At 69.8% G+C, this 24,846-nt stretch carries 21 protein-coding genes; 9 read left to right on the top strand and 12 right to left on the bottom strand.

Annotated elements, in window-relative coordinates:
• The first annotated feature begins 37 nt into the window (after positions 1-37).
• The 4 genes from rhaS (at position 38) to ACQP2X_RS02510 (ending at position 2,845) form a co-directional block, all read left to right on the top strand.
• Entirely contained in the window at positions 38-1,057 is a 1,020-nt protein-coding gene (gene rhaS, locus ACQP2X_RS02525; RefSeq protein ID WP_498694077.1) for a rhamnose ABC transporter substrate-binding protein, read from the top strand.
• A gap of 4 nt (positions 1,058-1,061) precedes the next feature.
• Entirely contained in the window at positions 1,062-1,397 is a 336-nt protein-coding gene (locus tag ACQP2X_RS02520; protein ID WP_498694076.1) for an L-rhamnose mutarotase, read from the top strand.
• Positions 1,390-2,556, top strand: a complete 1,167-nt coding sequence (gene rhaI, locus ACQP2X_RS02515) for an L-rhamnose isomerase (RefSeq protein WP_498694075.1) — start codon at positions 1,390-1,392, stop codon at positions 2,554-2,556. The genes ACQP2X_RS02520 and rhaI overlap by 8 nt, the downstream gene beginning before the upstream one ends.
• Before the next feature lie 73 nt (positions 2,557-2,629).
• Positions 2,630-2,845: a hypothetical protein gene (locus ACQP2X_RS02510; protein ID WP_498694074.1), complete on the top strand. Its 216-nt coding sequence runs from the start codon at positions 2,630-2,632 to the stop codon at positions 2,843-2,845.
• Here ACQP2X_RS02510 and ACQP2X_RS02505 read toward each other — a convergent pair.
• From ACQP2X_RS02505 to ACQP2X_RS02485, 5 genes are all read right to left on the bottom strand, one after another.
• A complete protein-coding gene (locus ACQP2X_RS02505) occupies positions 2,840-3,043 on the bottom strand; it encodes a hypothetical protein (RefSeq protein ID WP_498694073.1) in 204 nt (67 codons plus the stop codon). The two genes, ACQP2X_RS02510 and ACQP2X_RS02505, sit on opposite strands and share 6 nt — an antisense overlap.
• 120 nt (positions 3,044-3,163) lie before the next feature.
• The gene (locus ACQP2X_RS02500) at positions 3,164-3,622 is read right to left on the bottom strand and encodes a hypothetical protein (protein ID WP_498694072.1); all 459 of its coding nucleotides are present in this window, start codon (positions 3,620-3,622) and stop codon (positions 3,164-3,166) included.
• A complete protein-coding gene (locus ACQP2X_RS02495; RefSeq protein ID WP_498694071.1) occupies positions 3,585-4,577 on the bottom strand; it encodes a hypothetical protein in 993 nt (330 codons plus the stop codon). The genes ACQP2X_RS02500 and ACQP2X_RS02495 overlap by 38 nt, the downstream gene beginning before the upstream one ends.
• 8 nt (positions 4,578-4,585) lie before the next feature.
• On the bottom strand, positions 4,586-8,863 hold the full coding sequence (locus ACQP2X_RS02490) for a polymorphic toxin-type HINT domain-containing protein (protein ID WP_498694070.1): 4,278 nt from the start codon (positions 8,861-8,863) through the stop codon (positions 4,586-4,588).
• On the bottom strand, positions 8,860-9,918 hold the full coding sequence (locus ACQP2X_RS02485; protein WP_498694069.1) for a hypothetical protein: 1,059 nt from the start codon (positions 9,916-9,918) through the stop codon (positions 8,860-8,862). Before ACQP2X_RS02485 ends, ACQP2X_RS02490 begins: the two co-directional genes overlap by 4 nt.
• Before the next feature lie 373 nt (positions 9,919-10,291).
• Between ACQP2X_RS02485 and ACQP2X_RS02480 the strand changes: the two genes are divergently transcribed.
• On the top strand, positions 10,292-12,640 hold the full coding sequence (locus tag ACQP2X_RS02480) for a ricin-type beta-trefoil lectin domain protein (protein WP_498694068.1): 2,349 nt from the start codon (positions 10,292-10,294) through the stop codon (positions 12,638-12,640).
• Between the two features lie 40 nt (positions 12,641-12,680).
• Here ACQP2X_RS02480 and ACQP2X_RS02475 read toward each other — a convergent pair whose 3' ends face one another.
• The 3 genes from ACQP2X_RS02475 to ACQP2X_RS02465 are packed head-to-tail and all read right to left on the bottom strand — an operon-like array spanning position 12,681 to position 15,467.
• A complete protein-coding gene (locus tag ACQP2X_RS02475; protein ID WP_498694067.1) occupies positions 12,681-13,457 on the bottom strand; it encodes an ATP-binding cassette domain-containing protein in 777 nt (258 codons plus the stop codon).
• Positions 13,454-14,470 (bottom strand): ABC transporter permease, encoded by a 1,017-nt coding sequence (locus ACQP2X_RS02470; protein WP_498694065.1) that lies wholly within the window; start codon positions 14,468-14,470, stop codon positions 13,454-13,456. Before ACQP2X_RS02470 ends, ACQP2X_RS02475 begins: the two co-directional genes overlap by 4 nt.
• Position 14,471: 1 nt before the next feature.
• Positions 14,472-15,467, bottom strand: a complete 996-nt coding sequence (locus tag ACQP2X_RS02465) for a sugar ABC transporter substrate-binding protein (RefSeq protein ID WP_498694064.1) — start codon at positions 15,465-15,467, stop codon at positions 14,472-14,474.
• A 141-nt stretch (positions 15,468-15,608) separates the two neighbouring features.
• On the opposite strand from ACQP2X_RS02465, the gene ACQP2X_RS02460 reads away from it, so the two are divergent.
• The gene (locus ACQP2X_RS02460; protein WP_498694063.1) at positions 15,609-16,355 is read left to right on the top strand and encodes a substrate-binding domain-containing protein; all 747 of its coding nucleotides are present in this window, start codon (positions 15,609-15,611) and stop codon (positions 16,353-16,355) included.
• 123 nt (positions 16,356-16,478) lie between these two features.
• Entirely contained in the window at positions 16,479-17,765 is a 1,287-nt protein-coding gene (locus ACQP2X_RS02455; protein WP_498694061.1) for an ATP-binding protein, read from the top strand.
• A 3-nt stretch (positions 17,766-17,768) separates the two neighbouring features.
• Here ACQP2X_RS02455 and ACQP2X_RS02450 read toward each other — a convergent pair whose 3' ends face one another.
• Positions 17,769-19,946 carry a pectate lyase-like domain-containing protein gene (locus ACQP2X_RS02450; protein WP_498694060.1) on the bottom strand — a complete coding sequence of 726 codons (2,178 nt, stop codon included), beginning with the start codon at positions 19,944-19,946 and terminating at the stop codon, positions 17,769-17,771.
• 276 nt (positions 19,947-20,222) lie between these two features.
• Between ACQP2X_RS02450 and ACQP2X_RS02445 the strand changes: the two genes are divergently transcribed.
• Positions 20,223-20,723 carry a metallophosphoesterase family protein gene (locus ACQP2X_RS02445; protein ID WP_498694058.1) on the top strand — a complete coding sequence of 167 codons (501 nt, stop codon included), beginning with the start codon at positions 20,223-20,225 and terminating at the stop codon, positions 20,721-20,723.
• On the opposite strand, the gene ACQP2X_RS02440 is transcribed toward ACQP2X_RS02445, so the two are convergent.
• Positions 20,686-23,442, bottom strand: coding sequence for an AAA domain-containing protein (locus tag ACQP2X_RS02440; RefSeq protein WP_498694057.1), 2,757 nt, complete (start codon positions 23,440-23,442; stop codon positions 20,686-20,688). The two genes, ACQP2X_RS02445 and ACQP2X_RS02440, sit on opposite strands and share 38 nt — an antisense overlap.
• 37 nt (positions 23,443-23,479) lie before the next feature.
• On the opposite strand from ACQP2X_RS02440, the gene ACQP2X_RS02435 reads away from it, so the two are divergent.
• Positions 23,480-23,704, top strand: a complete 225-nt coding sequence (locus tag ACQP2X_RS02435) for a hypothetical protein (RefSeq protein WP_498694056.1) — start codon at positions 23,480-23,482, stop codon at positions 23,702-23,704.
• Between the two features lie 53 nt (positions 23,705-23,757).
• On the opposite strand, the gene ACQP2X_RS02430 is transcribed toward ACQP2X_RS02435, so the two are convergent.
• Positions 23,758-24,093, bottom strand: coding sequence for a PIN-like domain-containing protein (locus tag ACQP2X_RS02430; RefSeq protein WP_498694055.1), 336 nt, complete (start codon positions 24,091-24,093; stop codon positions 23,758-23,760).
• Between the two features lie 40 nt (positions 24,094-24,133).
• Positions 24,134-24,784: a DUF433 domain-containing protein gene (locus ACQP2X_RS02425; protein ID WP_498694053.1), complete on the bottom strand. Its 651-nt coding sequence runs from the start codon at positions 24,782-24,784 to the stop codon at positions 24,134-24,136.
• Between the last annotated feature and the right edge of the window lie 62 nt (positions 24,785-24,846).

The raw sequence follows: 24,846 nt of genomic DNA, 5'->3' as shown, positions 1-24,846 counted from the left end.
CACACTACTCTCCGTAACTTCAGCCGCACTGCTGGTCGTGGGCCTGAGCGCCTGCGGCGGCACCACGAAGGACAGCACCGACAACTCGGCCGGCGGCTCGCAGGCCTCCGCGGCCGCCGACCCGAACGCGGCGACCAAGGAGGGCCTGAAGATCGCCTTCCTGCCGAAGCAGCTGAACAACCCGTACTCCGATGTGGAGGTGGGCGGCGGCAAGGTGGCGGTCGGCGAGGTCAAGGGCGAATACAAGCTGGTCGGCCCGAACGACGCGTCCGCCTCGTCGCAGGTGTCGTACATCAACACGCTGATCCAGCAGCAGCAGGACGTCATCGTGGTCGCGGCCAACGACCCGAACGCGGTCTGCCCGTCGCTCAACCAGGCCCGCGCCGCGAAGATCAAGGTCGTCACGTTCGACTCGGACGCCTCCAAGGACTGCCGCGACGCCTTCATCAACCAGGCCACCACGCAGGGCATCGGCGAATCCCTGGCCAAGATGGCGCTGGAGCAGGCCGGCGGCGAGGGTGAGATCGCGGTCCTGTCGGCGACGCCGAACGCCACGAACCAGAACGCCTGGATCGACGTCATGAAGAAGGAACTGGCCAAGCCCGAGTACTCGAAGCTGAAGCTGGTCAAGGTGGCCTACGGCAACGACGACGACCAGAAGTCGTTCCAGGAGGCACAGGGCCTGCTGCAGTCGTACCCGAACCTGAAGGCGATCGTCGCACCGACCACCGTCGGCATCGCGGCCGCCGCGCGCTACATCGGCTCGTCGAGCTACAAGGGCAAGGTGGCCGTGACCGGTCTGGGCCTTCCCAACCAGATGCGTGAGTACGTCAAGAACGGCACCGTGAAGAAGTTCGCGCTCTGGAACCCGGCCGACATCGGCTACCTGGCCGCCTACGCGGGCGCGGCCCTGGCCTCCGGCCAGATCACCGGCGCCGAGGGCGAGAAGTTCAAGGCCGGCAAGCTCGGCGACTACACGATCGGCAAGGACGGCGAGATCGTCCTCGGCCCGCCGACCGAGTTCACCGCCGACAACATCGACCAGTTCAACTTCTGACGACATGCGCTACTGCTTCAACCTCCAGGTCCGTCCCGAGCGGATGGCGGAGTACGTGGAGCGGCACCAGGCCGTGTGGTCCGAGATGCAGGCAGCACTTCGGGCCACCGGCTGGCGCAACTACTCCTTGTTCCTCCGAGACGACGGTCTCCTGATCGGCTACGTCGAGGCCGACGATCTCGAGGCGTCCCAGGCGGCCATGGCGGCCCTGGACGTCAACACCCGGTGGCAGGCGGAGATGGCCCCCTTCTTCGCCGGCACCTCACCCACCGACGGATTCCCGTTGCTGACCGAGGTGTTCCACCTTTCCGATGAGCCTTTGGAGGCCCCTCATGACTGACCTCGCCGCAGTCAAGCGCGCCCTGGCGGCGCAGCGCATCGAGACCCCGTCGTGGGCCTTCGGCAACTCCGGCACCCGCTTCAAGGTCTTCGCCCAGGAGGGTGTGCCCCGCACGCCCGAGGAGAAGATCGCCGACGCGGCGGTCGTGCACCGTTTCACCGGCGTGGCCCCGACCGTCGCCCTGCACATCCCGTGGGACAAGGTCGACGACTACAAGGCCCTCGGCGAGTACGCCAAGTCGGAGGGCGTCGCGATCGGCGCCATCAACACCAACGTCTTCCAGGACAACGACTACAAGCTCGGCTCGGTCACCAACCCCGACGCCGGCATCCGCCGCAAGGCCACCGATCACCTGCTCGAGGCGATCGACATCATGGACCAGACCGGGTCGCGCGACCTGAAGCTGTGGTTCTCCGACGGCATCAACTATCCGGGCCAGGACGACCTGCGCCTGCGGCAGGACCGGCTGAGCGCGGCGCTCAAGGAGGCGTACGACCGGCTCGGTGATGATCAGCGCTTCCTGCTCGAATACAAGCTGTTCGAGCCGGCCTTCTACGCCACCGACATCCCGGACTGGGGCACCTCGTACGCGCACTGCGTCGAGCTCGGCGAGAAGGCCACGGTCTGCATCGACACCGGCCACCACGCGCCCGGCACGAACATCGAGTTCATCGTGGCGTTCCTGCTCCGGCAGGGAAAGCTCGGCGCGTTCGACTTCAACAGCCGGTTCTACGCCGACGACGACCTGATGGCCGGCGCCGCCGACCCGTTCCAGCTGTTCCGGATCATGTACGAGATCGTCCGGGGCGACGCGCTGGACCCGTCGTACGGCATCAACTTCATGCTCGACCAGTGCCACAACATCGAGGCGAAGATCCCGGCGATCATCCGCTCGGTGCTCAACATCCAGGAGGCCACGGCCAAGGCCCTGCTGGTCGACCGCGACGCCCTGTTCAAGGCGCAGGCCGAGGGCGACGTGCTGGAGGCGAACGCGGTGCTGATGGACGCCTACAACACCGACGTCCGCCCGCTGCTGGCCGAGGTCCGCGCGGACGCCGGCCTCGACCCGGACCCGGTGCGCGCCTACAAGGCGAGCGGCTACCAGGAGAAGATCGTCGCCGAGCGCGTGGGCGGCGAGCAGGCCGGCTGGGGCGCCTGAGAGTCAGAAAAGCCCGTCGGGTCTCTCAACCCGGCGGGCTCTCCGGCCGATCATTGCGGCCATGGAGCAGTACATGAACTCTGCCTACGACGTCACGAGCCAGCTCTTCGGGCCCGAGTCGGGCATCCCGTGGTGGGCCTGGCTGGTCGTCGCCGCCGCGATCTTCTGGAAGATCGCCGTCCGCGAGCCCAAGACCGCCGCCGAACAGGCCCACGAACGCGACGAGGCCATGCTCAACAGCATGTTCGACAGCGGAAGCGGCAAAAAGGGCAAAAAGAAGAAGTCATGACGCCGGTGGCCGAAATCGGGCCACCTGCTGGCCGTACGCCACGATGACGTCGCTGTCGGCATGGGGCAGGCGCACCGCCTCGGCCAGGTCGTCCAGCCAGAAGAACTGCGGGTGCCGTTCGTGGGACGAGGTGACCGCGATCGGCAGCCCGCCGGACGACCCGATCGCGACCCGCAACGTCTCCCGGTGCTTGACCACCTCGCCGATGACCGACCCGTCACCGGTCCGCCGAGACCACCACGCCGGAGCCGGCCGGGCCGATACGGACGATCCGGTCGTCGCTTTCGCGGGTCGACCAGACCGTCCGCCACCGGCCCGTCATTCAATCGCCCCGGCCAGCAACTCCTTCTGCTCCCGGATGATGTCGACACAGGCCGGATTCCCGAGCTCATGCTCGATGGTGATCCTCCGCCCCATGGCCTGCCGCTGCATCGTCGCGTCGTAGCACTGGAACAAGACATTTGACGCGTCGCCCGGCCTCGCGCCCTCGCTGAGCCCCGACAGCAGCTCGAGCGCCGCGCCGACCATGATCGAGCCGACCGACCCCTCCGAATCCAGGAAGGGATACATGCGGCCGGAGAGCTCGTAGGCGGCCTCGGGCGGCACACCCGCCCGCCCCGCGGCCAGCGCCTCCTCGATCAGCCCGCGCGCCTCCGGCGACGGGATCGTGGCGAGCGGTGTCAGCGACCGGAACATCGCGTAGTCGATGGCCTCACACATGACCCGGATCCGCTCGGCCTCACTCCGACGGGCGAACACCTCGTCGACACCGGCCATCTCCCGCATCCACAGATCGCTCACGCTCACCCTTCCACGCCGGCGGCTCGAACCGGGCCACCTCGAGGCCGAACCCCGCGATGACGTCCCGCCCGTCCACCACCACGAGGCTGCGGGCCCGCTTCGGCAGACGCAGAGCCGGGGCCAATTCGCGGCCCGACTCCAGATCGACGAGCGACACCGTACGGTCGGCCCGCGCGATGAAGACCGCCGGCCAGGCCGCCACCGCCACCGCCGTGATCACGTCGCCGGTGACCGCGGGCCCGAGGCGCCGGCCGGACAGATCGCCGGCCCACGCGGTCTGCCATTTGTTCCACGGCTCCGCGTAGCTGCCGCAGACCAGACGGTCGCCCTCCATGGCGGCGATGAACTCGCCGTCGGCATGCGGCAGGCGCACCGCCTCGGTCAGATTCTCCAACCAGAACAACTGCGGATGTTCGTCGTGCGACGAGGTGACCGCGACCGGGCCACGATCGGTCGAGCCGATCACGACACGTGATGTCGACCGGTGCTTGACCACGTCGTCGACGACCGACCCGTCACCGGTCCGCCGGATCGCGAGCACTCCCTGGCTGACCACGACCAGCACCTGTTCACCGTGGACGATGGCCGGGTCGACGTGTTTCACCCCCATCACGTTCATGTCGATCGCCGGTGCGATCTCCTCCCTCGCGACGAGATCCCACCGCTGCAACCACCGGTGCGACACATGCCGGGAACCGGCCCCTGTCGCCACCCGCACACCTTCCCCGTGCCGCCAGGGCGCCAGGGCGAGGATGCCCGTGATCCCGGTATAGGTGGGCGCGGTCACCGGGGAACCATCGGCGGCCCACCGCGTCTCGATCGCGCCGCCGTGATCGGCCGAGACCACCACGTCGGGGCCGGCCATGCCGAGGCGGACGATCCGTTCGTCGCTTTCGCCGGTCGCCCAGACCGTCCGCCATCGGCTCGTCATCTCATCCCTTACCAGTCATCGTCGTCGCCGTCGTCGCACATCGTCGCGCCCTTGTACTCCTGATCCCCGCCGTAGCCGGCCGACCCGAACGCGCGCTTCGTGAGGTCTTGCAGCATGTCACCGCCATACTCCTGCGGCCGGTAATGGCCGGAGTGACGGCCCCACCACAAGATCTTTCCGTCTTTGACCTCGAAGCTGCCCGCCATCAGGACACCGTTGGGCTTGTCGTTGCTGTCATGGCCGGCGAGGGTCGTATGACCCGCCCAGTCGTCGCCGTCGCGCCACGTGTCGAGGATGCTGTCCTGGACCGATCTGACCTCGTCGTTCGGCATGATCACAAAGGTGTGGCAACCGTCCGCGAGTGATCCTCGCCCGTCTTTGCTCCGCCGGAGGGCTGCTTGGTCCCGCGCCGGGAGGTTGTGGAAACGAGCCTGATCGGTGTCGTCGGGTTTACCGCGGAGCGGGAATTCGAGTTGCCGCTCGTTCTTCCAGATGAACTCTTCGGCGCAGTCGCTGTTGTGGACCAGGACCGATGCGGGCCCGGCGGTGACGTAGAACGTGTGCAGGTCGGCGACGGTGAGGTTGTGGACGCGAGTCTCGGCCTCACGATGCCGCACCGCGGTGACCTGGACATGAGTGCCGGCGCTGGTGCGCAGCCACTGCCGGGGAGCCAGCCGTTCGGCGTCCACCCAATCCGACAGCTCCGGAACCCAGAACGGATGGTTGTGGGTCGCGGTGATCGTGGTGGCGCCGATGGTGATGTCGACCAGCTTCTTGTCGCCGTCGCCGACGATGGTGGCCGTGACCGGCCTGGCGACGGTGAGGCCGGTGATCGGATCGGTGGCCCGGACGAGGTCGCCGACCGCTACCTTCTCGATGGCCCGGGTGGTGCCGTCCGCGAGCAGCACCGGGGTGCCGGGAAGGAAGCTGTTCTTCCGGGCGCGGGCATCACACTCGTCGTCGCGGTCCTTTTTCTTCTTCCTGCTGCGAGCGAGGTCGCGTATCTTGTCCCGCCGCTTCTTCGCGTCCTTGACCTTCTCGAAGAACTTGATCAGCTTGGGGATGAGCTTGACGATCTTGTAGCCGGCCCGGATCGCCTTGATGCCGCCGAGCAGGCCGGCCAGGCTCCACAGGCAGGCCTCGACGTTGCCGTCCCGGAAGCAGGAGATCAGGTCGCCGACGCCGGACAGCTCCAGGAACAGGTCCCAGGCCTCGGCCTTGATGAAGTCCAGGACACTCATCCCGGCTTCCTGCTCGGCCTGCCGCAGCTGCGCCAGCTCGTCCGGGGTCAGATATTGCAGCAGGTCGGCCTCGGTGGCATCCGGTGGGATGTCGGCCGCGGCGTTGGCGATCTCCAGTGCGGCCCGCTGCCGTTCGGCTTCCTCGGTCCGGTCGGCCGCCTTCTGCGCGTCGACGGCGTGCTGCAACGCGTTGGCCGCGGCCGTGGAGGCGCTGTCGGCCGCCTGTTGCGCGTTCGTGGCCGCCGTCCGTGCGGCGGCCGCGTCGGCCTCGGCCCGGTCGGCGGCGCCTCGGGCGGCCGCCGCCTCGGCCTCGGCGCTGTTGGCGGCCTGGTTGGCGGCGTTGGCCGCCTCCTGCGCCTGCTGCGCGCTGCGCCCGGCGATCGCCGCGTCGTTGGCGGCCTCGTTCGCCGCCTGCCGTGCCGCGGCGGCGTCTGCCCGGGCCTGGGCGTCGGCCCGTCCGGCGCTGGCGGCCGCGGTCCGGGCTGCCGCCCCGTCGGCCGCGGCCTGAGCCGCCGACCGCCGGGCCTGCGCCGCGTACTCGGCGGCGTCGGCCGCCGAATGCGCCGCGGCCGCTGCCGACAGATAGGCCGGCCGGACCTGGTCGGCCGCGTCACGGGCGGCATCGTCGGCCCGCCGGGCCGCCTCGAGCGCCTCGGCCGCCCGCGCCTGCGCCGCGTCGGCCTGTTCGTCGCCGATGACCAGGGCCTGCGCCGCCACCTGGGCCACGAAGTCGGCGTCGATGTCGGCGCCGGTGAACGGGCTGACCATGCCGATCGCGGTGTTCGCGGGCTGGGCGATGCCGGCCGCCGAGCTCGCCGCCGCCGTGGCGGCCCGCACCGCGGACTCGGCCTGCTCGCTTGCCGCGACCGCCTCGCGGGCGGCCCCCTCGGCCTCGGACTTCGTCCGGTCGGCGGCCCACAGCGACCGCACCGACTCCTCGGCGGCCTGACCGGCCAGCCGCTGGGCCGCGTTCGCGGCCTCCGCGGCCTTGGCCTGCTGCGCGGTCGCCTCGGCGGCCTTCGCGTCGGCCCGCACCCGCGCCGCGTGGGCGCCTCGGGAAGTCGCCTCGGCCCTGTCGGCCGCGGAGTCGGCGGCGGCCGCCGCCGCGCGCGACTTCTCGGCGGCCGCCCGGGACCGGTTGGCGGCGTCCTGCGCCTGGGTGCTCGCGGCGCGGGCGTTGGCGGCGGCACCCGTGGCCGTATTGGCGTGTGCACGGGCGGACCGCGCCGCCGAGCTCGCTATGCCGGCCTGCCGGTCGGCCTCGTCGGCCTCCGCCTGAGCTTCCTGACGCTCGGCCTCCGTCTCGGCCGACGCCGCGGCGGCCCGCATGGCCTGGGCCTTCGCCTTGGCCGTCTGCTCCGCGCGCTCCGCGGCCATGGCGTCGTCGCGCGCCTGCCGCGCGATGCCTTCCTGGTTCCACGCCCGCGTCTCGGCCGCGCGGGCGGCCGACTCGGACGACTCGGCCTTCGACCGGGCCTGTTCCGCCGCGGCGGCCTCGGCGTCCGCCGCGGCCCGGGCGTTACGCGCGATGGCCGCCTGGTTCTCGGCCTCCGCCCGAAGCCGTTCCGCGTTGGCGCGCTCGGTCTCGGCGGTCTGGCGGTGTGTCTTCGCCTCGGCCGCCTTGGCCTGGGCGATCTCCTTCTGCTGACGGGTCTTCTCCGCCTCGGCCCACGCCTTGGCCTCGGCGGCCTGCGCCTGCTCCTTGGCGGTCTTCGTGCGGGCCGCGGCGGTCTTGGCCGCGGCGGCCTGCTTCGCGGCGGCGGCGGCGAGCTTGGCCGCGGCCGCCGCGTGGTCGGCGGCGTGCGCGCGCCACTGGATGGCCAGCCGCGCGTGGGCCTCGGCCTGGGCCTGCGCGCCCTGCGCGTTGTTGGTGGCGATGGTGGCGTCGACCGCGTGGCCGGCGGTGGTGGTGGCGCCGACCGCTGCGGTCGCGGCCTCGCTCGCCCCCTGGGCGATCAGCGTCCACTCGACGCCGTAGGTCAGGCCCGTCTCCTCGAGGACGTCGGCCGCGTTGCGGGACGACGTCGCGGCGGCCTGGGCCTGCTGGGCCGCCTGCTGGGCGGTGCCCAGCTCGGTGGCGATCAGCTGCTTGTCGATGGCCAGACTGCCGGCCTTCTCGGCGACCGTGCCCGCGCCGGCCAAGACCCGCTGGCTGTGCCGGGCCGCGTTGGCGGCGCCGGCCATCGCGTTGGCCGCCCTCTGCAGCGCGTGCACGCTGTTGCCGTGCGCGACCATCATCTGTGTCCGCGCCTCGGACGCCCGCTTGGCCCGCTGGGCCAGGTCGGACAGTTCCTCGGCGGCCTTGTTGCGGGCCTCGAGGTCGGCCAGGTAGCGCTCGCGGGCCTCGGCGTCGGCCTTGGCGGCCACGGCGTAGCCGGTGGCGAAGAACGCGGACACCGCCGCGTCGGTGCCGGCCAGCGCCTGCTCGGCGGCCAGCCTCACCTGGGAGCCGTCCGGGGCGGCGGCCGCGAAGACCCGCAGCCGCTCACGCAGCTGGGCGGCGCGCTCGCGCGTGTCGCCGATGACCTTCTCGTCGCGGGCCCGGGCGATGTCGGCCCCGTAGGCCAGGAACTGCTTACGATCGTCGTCGGTGCCGGCCAGCACCCGCTGGACCTCGGCGTTGAAGTAGCCGCCGGGCACACCCGTACCGGCCATGGTCTTGACCTTGGCCAGCCGGTCGGCCGCTTCCTTGCGCTTGCGGTCCTTCACCTGCTGCTCGATGACCGGCATCTGGGTCAGCGCCCAGTTGCGGATCTTGGCGGCGTCACCGGTGGCCAGGATGGCCAGCGCGGCGTCACGGATCTCCGGCTCCTCGGTGAGCTCGGCGAGATCCTGGATGGAGGTGACCCAGCGCTCGTTGGAGGTCACCACCCCGGTGGTGCCGTTCCACGGCTCGGTCACCAGGTCGGGGATCGGGATCGGCGGCGGGTCCTCCTGGAGCTGGGCCGGCGCCGGGGCGGCCAGCGCGGGCGGCGCGTGCACGATGCCGCCGGCCACGATCAGGGCCAGCAGCAGCACCAGCCAGGTCCGTATCGAATTTCTCATCGGGCACCCGCCTGCATGCCGAGCTCGCCGTCCAGCGCCATCTGATAGAGGGCGGTCCAGTAGGCGGCCTGCTGGGCCGCGTTGGCCTGCGCGGTGATCCACTGCTGCCCGTTGGCCTGCGCGCTGAGCGCGACCGAGTCCCAGTTCGGGTTGTCCACGGCCGCGGCGGCGGCCAGCGCCACCTGCTGCCAGTTGGCCGCCTGCTGCTCCGCGACCACGACCGCCGTGTCCCACGTGGACTTGGCCGGGGCGGCCTGCTCGCCGAGCGCGTGCCAGGCCCGGGCCGCGGCGGCGCGGGCCTGCTCACGGGCCTCGCCGGCCGCTTCCTCGGCCGCCTTCTGGGCGGCCTGCGCGTCGGCCAGCAGGGTCTTCACCTTGGCCCGCCAGACCATGTCGCTGTTGGCGCACTGGACCTGCTGGGTCTGCAGGTCGACCGAGGCCGCGGCGGCCCAGTCGTACGCGTAGAACTCCACCAGGTCGGCGTCGGTGGCCTCGGTCCGCAGCGCGTAGCCGGCGGCGGCCCGGACCTGGGCTCCGGGGTCGTAGTCGCGCAGGTGGGCCACGAAGGCGCGGTCGCTGTCGAGCAGGGCCGCGGCCTGTTCACCGGCGGCCTCGCGGGCCACCCGGTCACGCGCCTTGGCCGCGGCGTATCCGGTCCGGGCGAAGGCGTCGAGCGCGGCGGTGCCGCTGTTCAGCGCGTACTGCGCGGCCGCGTGCACCTCGGGCGAGAACTCCGCCGTGTGCGTGGCCAGGATCCGGCGCGCGAAGTCGGCGTTGCGCGCCGCGAGCTGCTGGGAGCGGGTGACCGCGTACGCCAGGCCCGAGTTGAGGAAGCGGTCGATGGCCGCGGGCACGTTGCTGGCCACGAGCGCGTTCCAGGCGGCCGTGCGCACGAGCGAGCGCGGGTCGTAGCCCGCCAGATATCGGACGTAGAGGCGGTCCTCTTCGAACTGATCGAAAGTCGTCGTCGTGACGGCGCCGGTGGGGCGGGCCGCCCACGCCGGCGCGGCGACACCGGAAACCAGGGCCGGCGCCAATATCAGCGCAGCGGCCATCATCGCTGCGGACCGAGTCCGCACACGCGTATTCAATTGCACCATCCCCCGTTGAAATTACGGTTCCGGCGCCCCGAGCAAATAGATAAGGCCATAATGCTCAGAGATCGACGCTCACCGAATCCGCCAGGTTTCTAGCACGCACCCATCGACCGCCGCCACCCCGCTCCAAAGGTGATCACGTCATCGACGTGGATCTCTGAAAAACGGCGTTCAGACCTTGACGATCGTGTATTCGTATCGCTACGGTTCGTCAACCCGCGCCAGGACGCGGGGGAAATCCGGCGACGCCCCAGGCGGGCCGCCGCGTGCCCGGCCGCCAAATGGCGCGGGCACATCTGGCACTACAACGGGGATTGAATTGAATACAGCCATGAGGCATCCACGTGTCCTACGTGGACTGCTCACCGTGACCGTGACCGCCACCCTGACGACACTTCTCGCCGGGCCGGCCCTCGCCGCCCCCGCACCGACGCCCGTGACGCCCTCCTCGGCCGCGCCGAAGCCGGCCACGCCGAAGACGACCGCGCCGAAGCCGGCCGCCGGCGCGAAGACCAAGGCGGCCGACGCGGTGCCGATGACCGCGAAGGCGGCCGAGGCACTCGCCGTCGACGACGGCCTGCCGACCAGCGAGGAGGAGAAGGTCCGGGCCGCCAACGAGATCGGCATCGAGGCCGACAGCGAGTGGCTCAGCCAGACCGACCGCAACTTCGTCTTCAAGATCTGGCAGAACTCGGAGCGCTTCCCGCTGATCCAGGTGGCGGCCGAGCTCGCGCTGGGCGCCGACAACGCCACCGTCGACGAGGTCTGCAAGGAGTTCATCCTCAAGGGCATCTTCGACGCCAAGCTGGCCGACGACGCCAAGAAGATCAGCGACGAGGCCGCCGCCCGCGAGGCCCGTGACCTCAAGCGTGCCGCGTACGCGGCGGCCGGCCTGGTCCTCGACACCGACGGCCGCATGCTGACGCTCTCCGAGCGCGACGTGGTCATCGAGATCTGGACGAAGGCCGCCGGCGCCCGGGTCAAGGCGGCCGCCGTGGCCGTCATCAACGGCACCGCCGCCCAGCAGCACGAGTTCCTGGCCACCGGCGTCAAGGCCGCGGCCGAGCAGGACGTGCAGGACGCGATCAAGGCGGCCGAGGACGCCGGCGCGGCCGAGCAGGCCCGGCTGGCCCGCGAGGGTTCGATGAAGGCCGCCGCGGCCATCCTCGGCATCGTGGCCGACCCGGGCAAGCTCGCCATGACCGACGACAACTTCGTCCGCTGGATCTGGGAGCTCGTCGACACCGACGAGAACCGGATCGAGATCCGGGCGGCCGCCGAGCGGGCCCTGCGCAGCAGCGACCCGGCCGTGTGGCGGGCGTTCATCGACACCGGCATGCGCGAGGCCGACCGGCGCGACCTGATCCGTGAGCTGGCCGAGCGCGAGGCCGCCGACCGCGCCGCCGTCCAGAGCATCCGGACCAAGGCCCAGGCCGACGGCAACGACAACATCGTCACCGCCGCGACCCAGTCGCTCTACGGCGACGCCCTGGTCGTGTCGGACTTCATCCGCGTCGGGCAATACAGGGTGGCGCCGGACGCCGCCAACCGGCCCAGCGCCAAGCAGTGGCAGTGGAGCAACCTCAACTCCGGTCTGTGCCTCGCCGCCGAGGCCGAGAGCGTCACCGACGGCAAGCCGCTGGTGCAGACCACCTGCTCGTACGACAACGAGAAGTACCGCTGGATCGGCATGCGCGTCTACAACACCGGCGGCCAGTACCGGATCATCAACGCCTGGGACCGCAGCAAGTGTGTGAGCCTGGCCGACAAGACCGGCGGTGGCGGCGCCAACGGCGTCGGCTTCGTGATCCGTAAGTGCGACGGCGGCGCCGACCAGTTCTTCTACTACACCAAGCAGGGCGACAACTACGTCTGGACCAACGAGCTGACCAACAAGGCGATCACCGTTCTGAACGCCAGCAAGGTCGCCGGCGTCGCCACGATCACGTACGACGTCAACAACGGCGCCAACCAGCAGTGGTCCCCGGTCAACACCAAGCTGGTGGCCGGCGCCGAGCTGTCCGAGGCCAAGTTCCTGCACTCGACCTTCGGGCACACGCTGCGGCTGCAGGGTGACGGCAACGTCGTCGTCTCGAAGGGCCCGCGGGCGGTGTGGGCGACGAGCACCACCACCGGCACCCGCTTCGTCAACCAGCGTGACGGCAACCTGGTGCTCTACACGGCGGCCGGCGCGGCCATCTGGTCGTCCAAGACGTACGGCCAGGGTCCCAGCACGCTGAAGCTGCAGAACGACGGCAACCTGGTCCTCTACCGCAACGACACCGGCGTGGCCACCTGGTCGACCGACCTGTGGGACCGGGCCATCACCAGCGTCCTGCACGGCAAGTGCGTCAACGCGCCGAGCTTCACCCAGGGCGTACAGCTGGAGATCCGGCCCTGCAACGGCAGCGCCAACCAGAAGTTCATGTTCAAGGACAGCTTCATCAGCTTCAACGGCCTGTGCGTCGACGTCGACCACAGCGGCACCGCCAACGGCACGAAGGTTCAGCTGTGGGCCTGCAACAACGGGGTGGCCCAGAAATGGCTTTACTACAGCGACAGCACCATTCGTAATCCGAACTCCGGAAAGTGCCTCGACATCCCGAACAACAACACGGCGGATGGCGTGAAGCTCGACATCTGGACGTGCGGAACGGGCAACAACCACAAGTGGCGATAGTGTGAATTGAGCCGGCCGCCGATTGGCGGCCGGCTCATTCTCAGGAAGAGGGCGGGGGCGGTTCCGCCGCTCCCGTCATGATCGCGACGGCCTCCGACATCGAGTGCGACTTCGGAGTGATCACCGTGGCCCGGCGGCCAAGCCGCTGAATGTGGATACGGTCGGCCACCTCGAAGACATGCGGCATGTTGTGGCTGATGAGAATCACCGGAAGACCCCGATCCCGTACGTCCCGGATCAGTTGCAGGACCCGGTTGCCCTCCTTCACGCCGAGGGCCGCGGTCGGCTCGTCCAGGATCACCACCTTGCTGCCGAAGGCGGCCGAGCGGGCCACCGCCACCGCCTGCCGCTGACCGCCGGAGAGCGACTCGACGGCCTGGCCGATGTTCTGCAGTGTGGCCACGCCCAGCTCCGACATGTGCCTTTTCGCCTCGGACCGCATGTGCTTGCGGTCGAGCATGCGGAACACCGAGCCGAGCGGCCCGGGGCGCCGCTCCTCGCGGCCCAGGAACAGGTTGTCGGCGATGTCCAGGCCGGGCGCGACGGCGAGAGTCTGATAGACGGTTTCGATACCGGCCGTGCGAGCGTCCATGGGCGTACGAAATTGGACCCTCTTTCCGTCGAGGAAGATCTGCCCCTCGTCCGGCACCAGCGCGCCGGAGAGCGCCTTGATCAGGCTCGACTTGCCGGCGCCGTTGTCGCCGATGACCGCGAGGATCTCACCGGGATAGAGCTCGAGGTCGCTCCCGTTGATGGCGACGACCCGCCCGTACCGCTTGACCAGGCCCTTCGCCTGAAGAACAGGGGTGTCGGTCATGTCTTCACCTTCCTGATCCACTGGTCGAGGGAGACCGCGACGAGCACCAGCAGGCCGATCGCGAAGCCCTGCCAGACGACCTCGACGCCGCCGAGCTGGAGGCCGTTGCGGAACACGCCGACGATGAGCGCGCCGATCAGCGTGCCGATCACGCTGCCGCGCCCGCCGAACAGGCTGGTGCCGCCGAGCACGACGGCGGTGATCGAGTCGAGGTTGTACTCGACGCCGACGTTGGGGCTGGCCGAGGCGAGCCGGCCGATCAGGATCCAGCCGCCGATCGCGTACAGCAGGCCGGCGACCGTGTAGACCGAGAACAACACGCGGCCGGTCTGAATGCCGGCGAGCCTGGCCGCTTCCGCGTCGTCCCCCGTGGCGTACACATGCTTGCCCCAAGCGGTCCTGGAGAGCGCGTAGAAGAAGTACGCGAAAAGCAGGAGCATGATGATCGACCCGTACGTCAGCCGGAAGTTGCCGATCGGAATCGAGTTGCCGGTCCACGTCATGAGCGACGGCATGTCGGTGCCGCGCACCGTCTCGCTGTTGCTGACCACCGCGTTGAGCGAGAAGAAGATGGTCAGCGTGCCGAGCGTGACGATGAACGGCGGCAGTTTGATCCGGGTGACCAGGAAGCCGTTTATCGCGCCCATCGCGGTGCCGCAGGCGAAACCGAGCAGCAGCGCGATGATGCCGGGCATGCCGGCGTCGACGCAGAAGGTGGCCATCAGGATCGACGAGAAGACCGCGATGGCGCCGGCCGACAGGTCGATGCCGGCGGTCAGGATGATCAGCGTCTGCCCCAGCGCGAGCACGGCGATGACGGTGACCTGCTGAAGGACCAGCGACAGGTTGGTCGCGGTGAGGAATCGGCCGTTGACGATCGAGAAGGCGATGATCGCGACGATGAGCACGGCGAGCGGCCCGAGCACCGGGTTGGCGTGCAGGAGGTGCTGGACGCGCAGGCCGAGCGAGTCGTTCTTGCGTACGTCGAAGTCGGCAGTGGCAGTTGTCGCCATATCAACCCCAGCAGTTCTGCTTGCCCCACGCCGAGTCCTTGGACTCGACGCCGGACTGCGGGTCGTCGGTGATCAGTTCGGTCCCGGTGTCGTAGAAGTCCTTACCGGGTGTGGCCTGCGGCTTGGTGCCGTCCTTGGCGTACGCCGCGATGGCGTCCACGCCCATCTGCGCCATCTTGAGCGGGAACTGCATGCTCGTGGCGCCGATGACTCCCTTGGAGACGTTGTCCACGCCGGGGCAGCCACCGTCGATCGAGACGATGACGGTGTCCTTGTCGCGCCCGGCCGACTTGAGCGCCTGATAGGCGCCGGCCGCCGCGGGCTCGTTGATCGTGTAGACCAGGTTGATCGAGGGGTCCTTCTGGAGCAGGTTCTCCATGGCCGTACGACCGCCGTCCTCGGCCCCGTCGGTGACGTCGTGCCCGGCGATCCGCGGGTCGTTCTCGTCGCCGATCCGGTTGGGGTCGCCGATGTCGATGCCGAAGCCGTCGAGGAAGCCCTGGTCACGCTTGACGTCGACGGAGACCTGGTTGGCGTTGAGATCCAGCATGGCGATCTTCGCCTCTTTGCCGTCCTTCGCGAACTTCTCCCTGGCCCACTGCCCGATCAGCTTGCCGGCCTGATAGTTGTCGGTGGCGAAGGTGGCGTCGGCGGCGTTCGGCGGATCGACCGGGGTGTCCAGCGCGATCACCAGCATGTCCTGCTCGTGTGCCTTGTCGATCGACGGCACGATCGCCTTGGAGTCGTTCGGGGTGATCAGAAAACCCTTGGCCCCGAAGGACATCAGGTTCTCGATGGCCTGCACCTGGGCCTCGTTGTCGCCGTCCTGTTTGCCGGCGAAGCTCTGGAGCTCGAGGCTCTGCTCCTCGGCCGCCGCCTCCGCGCCCTTTTTCATCTGCACGAAGAACGGGTTCGTGTCGGTCTTGGTGATCAGCCCGACGACGTCCTCGCCGGACCCTCTGTTGCACGCGGCCGTGGACAAGAGCATCAGCGTCATCACGCAGCCTGCGGATACCGTCCTTCTCCTCCGGAACATGCCTCCTCCACCGATTTAGCTGTTGCTTCCGCAGTAGACGCCGAGGTTGACTACATGTCAACGATGCGTTGCGAACAGTGATCGACATCGACGGAGGTCCATATGACCGGGACCATCGGCGTCTTCTTCGACGACGTCTCCAACCCCTTCTCCGCCGCCCTGCACCGGGCGATCGAGGAGGAAGCACGGGCCCACAACGCCCACGTCCTGAGCGGCAAGCCGCACGACCCGCTCACCAAGTCCTTCGACGGCCTGATCCTGGCCTCGTCGTCCGTCGCCGCCACCGGGACCGGCACGCCCACCGTCGTCGTCGAGGCCACCGCCGCCCCCGTCGACTCCGTGGTCTCCACGAACATTTCCGGGGCAGCCACAGCCGTACGCCATCTGATCGCCCAGGGACACCGCCGCATCGCCTATCTGGGCGACGGCGAAACGCGCGCCACCTCCCGCGACCGTTACCGCGGATATCTGCGCGCCCTGGGCGGCCGTCCCGGCCCCGTGGTGCACGATCTGCACGATCCGGCCGCCGCCGAACGCGCCGTGATCACCCTGATGCGCGGCCCCACCCCGCCGACCGCCATCTTCACCGCCGACAACGCGCTGACCATGGGCGCGGTCCGCGCTCTGCGCCGCCTCGACCGGCATCGGTCGGTCGCCCTGGTCGGCTTCGACGACTTCCCGATGGCCGACCTCCTCGACCCGGCCGTCACGGTCATCGCCCAGGACCCGGCCCGCATGGGCCGCACGGCCGCGGCCGCCCTCTTCGAGCGCATCGAGGGCCACACCGGCCCGCCGCGCGAGATCCGCATCCCGACCACCCTCATCCCCCGCGGCTCGGGCGAAATCTGAAGGCCACTCACCTTGGCCGCCCGCAAATCGAAAGCCCAGGCCTCCGCGGATCGAACAGGAGAGCGTCCGCAAATCGAACGTCGAGCCGCCCGCAAATCGATAAAGTAGCAGCTAGAATGGCGTGTGCCCACGTACCCGCTCATCCCTCGCCATGCGGCGTCCCAGGTCGACGCCGCGCTTGCCGACACCCGTGTGGTTCTGATCTCCGGCGCCCGTCAGGCGGGCAAGAGCACGCTGGTTCGCATAGTTGCCGGCGACCGGCTCGCTGAGCGCCGCGACCTCGACCGGGCGCAGGACCGCGCGGCCGCGAGCGCCGACCCGGTCGGCTTCGTCGATTCGCCGGAGTTGCTGGTCATCGACGAGATTCAGCGGGTGCCGGAACTGTTGCTGGCCATCAAGGCCGCGGTCGACGAGGATCCTCGGCCCGGCCGCTACCTCCTCACCGGCTCGTCTCGTCTGTTCGGCATGGTCGCGGCCCCGGACGCCCTGCCGGGCCGGATGGAGACGATCGAGCTCTGGCCGTTCTCGCAAGGCGAGATCGACGGCGAGCCTGATGGTTTCATCGATGCGATCTTCGAGCTGGGGCCGAGTCTGCGGCACGAGTCCACGGTGACCCGCGCCGACTATGCCGCCAGGATCATCCGCGGTGGCCTGCCCGAGGCGACCGCCCGCGACGACCCCCGCCGCCGTGGGCGGTTCTTCGACGGATACGTCCAGGCGCTGATCGATCGTGACGTCCTCCAGCTCTCCGACATCCAGCACAAGGGCGAGCTTCGCAAGCTGGTGCGGCTGCTCGCCGGCCGGTCCGCGACCATCGTGGCGGCCGGTTCGCTCGAGTCCGCGCTCGGCCTGAGACGGCCGACGATCATGCGATACCTGCAGGTGCTGGAGGAGATCTTCCTTATCAAGCGTCTTCCCGGGTGGTCACGCAATCTCGGCACGCGGGCCACGGCGGCGCCCAAGATGGTTTTCGTCGACTCCGGCATCGCCGCGAACGAGGTCGCCGTCGATGCCCGCGCTCTGCTGCGCCCCGGGGCTCCGTTCGGCCCGCTCCTGGAGTCCTTCGTCCTGTCCGAGCTGTCCCGTCAGCTCACCTGGTCGAACCAGCGGGCCGACCTCTCGCACTACCGCGATCGTGACGCGTACGAGGTGGACGCGGTGCTGGAGAACAGGTCCGGGCAGGTCGTCGGGATCGAGGTGAAGGCTGCCTCCACGGTCGGGCCGGACGACTTCCGTGGGCTCCGCCGCCTGGCCGGGCGCCTCGGTGAGGACTTCGTCGCGGGGGTCGTCCTTTACACCGGCACCTCGACGCTGCCGTTCGGGGACAAGCTTCGTGCTGTGCCGGTCAGTGCCCTCTGGCAGACGGCGGCGCCGCGGGCAGACCGCGGCGCCGCTCTCGGTCCGGCGTGAGGATCAGGGGAAGTTGGTGACCGTGGACGGGGTGACGTTGCTGGCCTGGGCCGGGGCGCCGATGTTGTTGACCACGTGGTCGATCGTGCCCGAGGCCAAGGAGATGGTGAAGATGTTGTGGAACTTCACGCCGCCGTGGGTGGGGGCCTGGAAACCGTTCGCCGAGTGGACGGCCGGGTTCACGTTGAAGAAGGCGTAGCTGCCCATGGCCCATGCCTCGTGCGACTGGACGCTGTCCGCGACCTTGTAGGCGGGGTAGCCGAGGACGCCGTCGCTGCGCCACGCGGCGTTGGACGGCGGGTCGTACGGCTGCTCGTTCTGCAGGAAGTAGGTGCGGCCGCCGTTGCCGTTCCAGAGGACCTCGGTCTTCTGGTAGTGCTCGACGAACAGGCCGTACGCCGTGACGTTGTTGCCGTTGACGATCAGGCCGCTGTCGGCCGTGTTGATCGTCCAGCCGTAGGTGCCGGCGTTGCCGTGGTCGGCGCGCCACGCCCAGATGTGGTCGATGATGACGTTGTTGCTGTTGACCAGCAGGCTGTTCGTGGCCTTGCCGGCGACGTAGCCGCCGATCCGGAAGAACACGTCCTGGATCGTCGTCGGGTTGGCGGCGTGCGACGCCGACGAGCCCGACGGGCCGACCACCAGCAGGTTCGGCGAGTTCGTGGTGCCCGCGTCGAAGAGGACGCCGGCGATCTTCACGCCGTCCACGTCGGCCACCTGCATGGCGGTGACGCCGTTGTCGGGGATGACCGTGGCGTAGCCGAGGCCGAGGACCACGGTGTTGGCGCGGGTCACGTTGATGGTCTCGTTGACGTGGTAGATGCCGGGCTGGAAGATCAGGTTGAGGCCCTGGGCCAGCGCCTGGTTGATCCGGGCCGCCGTGTCGCCCGGCTTGGCCACGTAGAACTGCGACAGCGGGATCGACGTGCCCGGCGTGTTGCCGTTCACCCACGTGGCGCCGGCCGCGTTGCTCTGCAGGTTCGGCACGAAGACCGCGTAGTCGGAACCGCTCTGGTAGAGGTACGGCTTCTCGCGGATCACCGGGGTCTGATTGATCACCGTGTACGGCGGGGTCGGGTAGCTGGCCGCCGGAGCACCCTGCACGCCGACGAAGGTCTGGTTCCACACCGCGTTCGTGTTCGAGCCGATCTGGCTGTTGCGGGTGAACCACTGCTGCTGCGAGTACTGGCCCTCGGAGCCGCTGATCCGCGAGTCGGCGATGTAGCCGCCGGACGCCCAGCCGTAGCCGTTCGGGGCCAGGTTCAGGTCGCCGTGGATGTCCATGCGGCGGAACGGCGCGGCCTGCGAGACGGCCCAGCGGTTGGCGCCGTTCACCGGATAGACCGACACGTTCTCGGTGGAGCGCCAGAAGTTCTGGGTGGCGTTGCCCTGGAACCAGCCGGCGTCGACGGTGATGTCACCGTTGATCCGCACGTCCTGCGGGTTCTGGCCGAGGCCGACCACCGAGGTGTAGAAGCCGACCTGGATGTTCAGGCCGTTGTAGGTGCCCGGCTTGAACGCCAGCACGTAGCGCCCGGTGCCGAACTGCGCCGACTCCTGCTGCTGGAAGATCTGGTCGGCCCGGGCCTGGATGCTGGCCGACGACATCGACGGATCGAAGACGACGACGTTCGTGCCGAGGCTGCCGCCGCCCGGGATGGGGTCGGGGTTCGTGGTGCCGCCACCGCCGAAGACCTTGAACTCCCAGAGCGAGTAGCCGTACCCGGTGGTCCGCTGCGTGCCGTACATCCGCACGTACCGGCCGGTGCCGCTGACGTTCAGGGACTGGACGCCGCCGGTGGCGGTGGTCGTCGAGTAGACGTTGGTCCAGGTGGTGGCGTTGTTCGAGACCTGGATCTGGAACGCCTTGGCCGCCGCCGTCTCCCAGTTCAGCTCGACCCGGGTGATCGCCTGCGAGCTGCCCAGGTCGACCTGCAGCCACTGCGGGTCGGAGAAGGCCGACGACCACCGGGTGCCGGTGTTGCCGTCGACCGCCTCCGACGCGGCGTAGGCGCCGGAGGCCTCGGTCGAGGACGCGGTGGCCGGCTTGCCCTGCGAGAGCAGGGTCTCGGCCGCACTCGCGCCGGCCGCGGTCACGGCGCCGTAGCCGGCCACGACGACGGCCACCAGGCCGCCGGCGGCGGCGAGGCGCCAGGGGGAGCGTCTCCGCAATATGGTCATTACTTCTCCTAGGACGGGGATGACGCAAGGGGGACTGCTTGCGCCTGACAGGGAAGTACGGGGAGAGCGCTCCCCCGCACCGACGCTAAGGACGGCCATTAACAGTTGTCCATAGTTCGACACGGTTCCGGAACCTCGCCGAAACAGGACCGCAGGTAGATGGCCTGGCCGGCACGGATAACAGAGAGCCCGGAACCGGTTCCGCCGCACTGTGGGAAAAGCGGCAATTCCGCCGATCATGGTTCGGAAAGCGCTTCCCGCCTACGCTGACTTTCCATGCGACTGGTCCTCACGAGCGACACCCACCTGCCCAAGCGCGCCCGCGACCTGCCCGCCCCGCTGTGGTCGGCGATCGACGAGGCCGACGTGGTCGTGCACGCGGGCGACTGGGTGGACGAGGCGGCGCTCGACGCGCTCGAGGCGAGGTCGAAACGGTTGATCGCCTGCTACGGCAACAACGACGGTCCCGGTCTGCGGGCCCGGCTTCCGGAGATCGCGTACGCGGACCTGGACGGCCTCCGCCTCGCGGTCGTGCACGAGACCGGCCAGTCGAAGGCGCGCGAGGAGAGGTGCGCGGCGCGGTTCCCGGACGTCGACGTGCTGGTCTTCGGGCACTCGCACATTCCTTGGGACACGACCGCGAGCACGGGGTTACGGCTGCTCAACCCGGGTTCTCCGACCGACCGGCGCCGGCAGCCCCACGCCACGTACATGACCGCGCGGGTAGTCGGCGGACAGCTCAGGGCCGTCGAGTCGCATCAGCTTCCGCAGCGTTAGCGACCTCGAGGGCCGCGCGCCGGGGATCGCCTGACCAGCGGCTCGCGAAGGCGTCGGTCAGGCGCCAGCCCGCTCGGTGCAGCGCTCGCTGGCGGTCGAGATGGGCGGTGGCGCCGGCGGGGTGGGGGCCGCAGAAGACGCCGAGGTCGCCGACGCAGAGGTCGATCGTCCACGGGCCGACCCGGTAGCCCTGTCGCACCGGCACGCCCAGGAGCGTCAACTCGGCCGCGAGCTCGCCGGGCCAGCCGTCGAGGTCTGCGGTCTCGGCTGCGCTCGGGGGCGGCGTGGCCGCGTACTCGAAGAAGTCGTTGATCAGCCCGTCGGTCTTCTCCAGAGTGGTGACCACTATCAGCTTCCGCCGAGCCCGCGTGATCATCACGTTGAACAGATGCGGATCGGCGACGAAGCGGCGGCGCCCGGGCGGATCGTCCGGCGACAACCCGAGCGAGACGATCACGACCTCGGCCTCACTGCCCTGGAACGAGTGCACCGTGCCGACCCGCAGACCCAGAGCTTCGATCTGATCCACGGTGTACGCCTCGACGAGCGCCGCCTCCAGCGCCTCGGCCTGCGCGCGGAACGGCGAGATCACCCCGATGCCGCCCGGGCCCCGCTGCTCCTCGACGATCTTCAGGACGGCGCCGATCTCGTCACCCTCGACCCGTACGACGTCGATGACGTCGGCGCTCTCGCTCGCCGGGGTGCGGGTCATCACCGAGAGCCGGTCGCCGTAGAACCGCGTCGCCGAAAAGCCGATCAGGTGCGGCGTGCTGCGGTGATGCTCCTCCAGCCAGGTCGCCGGCGCCGCGCCCGCGGCCAGGTCGAAGGCGCTCACCCGGCGTACGTCGAGCCGCTCGTCCGCCTCGTGCCGGTCGAGCACGTCCGCCACGTCGACATCGCTGACGAAGGACACGAACCGCAACTGCCGGGGATCGCCGACGACGAGCGCCCGCTTGGCCCGCGCCAGCACCGGAGCCGCCCGCACCTGGTCCACATGGGACGCCTCGTCCAGCACGACCAGGTCGAACATCCCCGGCGCGGCCGGCAGCAGATCCTCCACGTCGGCCACGGTCCCGATCCACAACGGCAGCGCCCGCACCAGCGGCGGCGCGTCGAGCTGGGCCAGCAGCTCCCGCCGCCGGTTCCGCCCCGCCCGCAGCGCCGTGGCCAGGGCGGCCGCGCCCCGCCGAGCCTCGCGGTCCCATCGCTTCTCACCGCGTGCCGCATGACGCATGGCCACCCCGACGGCCTCGGCCAGCTCGGCTTCGGCCGCGTGCAGCCCCGCCCACCGCGACTCCAGCTCCGTGCCGCCCGTGGCCGCCAGGCGCGCCGCCGCTCGCTGCGAGGTGGCCGCTTTCACCGCTTCGACAACACGCTCATCCGGTACGTCTCCCCGCGCACCCCACCGCAACCGGGTCCACCACCGCGAAACCCGGCCTCCGGCCAGCCGCTCGGCGACGCGTTCGGCCTCGCCCCAGATCCCCTCTCCGTCGCGCCCGCCGCTCGCGCCCTTCGACGCCCTGTCCCTCGCGCCCTTGCGCTCCTTGTCGAAAGCGCCCGGCACCTCCGCCGCCAGCGCCGGGATCAAGGGCTGCCAGGCCGGCAGTTCGGCCGCGCGAAGCTCCTCCTCCAGCGCTTCGGTGATGAGAGCGCGCTGACGACGTACGGAATCAAGCGCCTCCCGAACGGCCGTGACATCCGCTCGCAGCTGTTTCTCGCCGACCCCCGGCCCGGCACCGGCCGCGAGTTCCGCCGCGAGCCGCTCCCGCCCGCCGGCGTCGCCGAACAACACCGGAACCGGCCCCGGATAGCGCTCCAGCAGATTGGCCAGCACCTCGGCCGCGTGCGGCGACTGCGTGGCGACCAGCACCGACCCGCCCCGATGCACCACTTCCAGCGCGGCCGCCACCACCGTGTGGCTCTTGCCGTTGCCCGGCGGCCCCGACACCACGGTGACCGGCGCCGTCCTCGCCCGCGCCACCACCTCGGCCTGCGCCTCGGTCAGCGGCAACGGGGAGAGAACCGCCTCGTCGTCACCCCCGCGCGGGTCATCGAGCTCGTCGGCGTACACGGCGGCCAGCGCCGTGCCGGTCAGGTCGCGCCCGGCCCAGCTGCGCAGGCTGTCGGCGAGCCCGGCCCCGAAGACGTCCCGCACCACGTAGAGCGCCGCCGACGGCATCAGCACCACCCGGTCGGCCGGCGCCCGGCGGCTCGTCGCCAGCGCGTCGACCGTCAGCCCGGTGGCCCGCGCCGCCGACCACAGCCACGCCTTGGTGCCGGTCGCCTCGAGCCATCCCGGCTGCCCCACTCCCGGCGCCGCCTCCAACGCGGCCGCCAGTTCCCGATCCGAGATCAGCGGCGTGATCTCCAGATCACCGGCCGGCGCCACCGTATAGCCGACGATCCCCCGCACCAACTGCACCGGCTGGCTGAGCAACGGCACCCGGATCTTCGTCAGCTTGCCGTCGACTTCCGCCCTGCCGGCCAGAAATCCCCAGCCGACGCGCAGCGGCCGCTCCTCCTTGTGCAGGGCGCCGAGCGCCGCCAGCCGGTTGACCTCGGCCTTCCGCGGCGCTTTGTGCGCCGCGTCCAGCCACACGAACGGCAGCCCACCCCGCGCGACGTCCAGCACACGGTCACCACCCGCCGGCGCCAGTTCGGCCAGGGCAGCAAGAACTCGGGACGCGTGCACCGCGCCGACGCTACCGCCCGGCGGCACGCCGGCCCACCTTGCGCCGGAGCCGCACACTCGCGACATGGGGAACGCACTGTTCGTCGTCCTGATCGTGGCCGCGGCCGTGGTGGCGTTCGTCGTGGCCCGCCGCTCCCGCCAGCACGACCAGCCCTCACCGACTCATCACGCCGACGAGGCCGACTATCCGTCCCAGGGCGGTTCGACCCCCGGCATCGGCTACCCCGGCGACTACTCACCACCGTCAAGCGGAGACGGCGGCGGGGGTGGTGGCGGCGGAAGCAGCTAGCGCGATCGAACGGCAACCCACCCGGCGTTATGCCCGGCTCCGTCAGCAAAGGCTTACGGCCAGCGCCTGACAACCCCGTGGTCGTACACCACGAAGAAGCCCACGGCTCCCGCCACGACGTGCTGGAAGATCGCGGATTGCTGAGAATGGAAACGCTCGGCGCGGTCGGAGACCAAAAGATTGCCGCTGCTCAGACAGAAGATCCGCCCGCCATGATCGCCCAGGAGCTCGAGGGCGCTGACCTGGTTCCGGATCCTTTTGTCCTGCGTCAAAAAGGACCATCCGCGACTGAGACCGTAATCCATCCACTCCGGATCGCCGACGTCTTGCGCATCGTTCTCGAAATGATCGGTGATGTCGTGCGTGATCCAGCCTTGCTGTCGCAGCAACCGGGACGTGCCTCGACCCAGGCAGCGGTCCGAAAAGAACTCAGGCTGCGACTCGGATGAGGGCATTGACCTGGTCAAGGCTCAGACCATACTCGTCGGCGACGACGTCCGGGGACTCCCCTGCCCGCCACATGCCCAGCACGGCATCAACCGGAACCTTCGCCGGTTCCACGATCGGAGCGCCCCAGGCGAAGCGAGGGTCGATGACGACTTGGGCGATCGCCGGATCGTATCGGCGGAGAGTGAGGCGCTTCGGGAACTCGTCGTCCTCGTCCCAGACGATGTATTTCAGATAGTCGTCGATGACCGCCCTGATCGGCATTTGGCGATCGCCGGCTCGCGCTACCTCGTCGGAGTCGAGATAGTGCACGAAAATGTCGACGCCGTCGGTCGCGATGCGTCGAGTAGCCAGCCCGAACTCGGTGCCGAACTGCTCCCTGATGTCAGCCGCCGCGTCGCGGATCTTGTGCGTCGGCAAATGGAGCGCGCGAAGGGAGCGCAGAACGTAGGCCTCGACGAGAGCCACGAACGGCACGGAAGGCCACCCCCGCCGTTCCGGAGTGACGCTGTGGACGAGCGGCCGGCCGGCTGCCTTTTGGCTGAGCCAGTGGCGCACAGTCCGTTCCGGGATCTGCAGCTGAACGGACGTTTCCAGGGGCGTGAGCAGCGGCGTCGTGAACTTGTCGATCATCGGTCGGCCCCCTCTCGTCGCCGCTCAGCATGTCATACGGGGCCATGCGGCGGCGACGTACG

This window comes from Actinoplanes sp. CA-131856 (genome assembly GCF_050956135.1).
In the GTDB taxonomy this organism is placed as follows: domain Bacteria; phylum Actinomycetota; class Actinomycetes; order Mycobacteriales; family Micromonosporaceae; genus Actinoplanes.
Note: the sequence above shows the minus strand (reverse complement) of the source record. Positions and strands in the feature narration are given on the sequence as shown.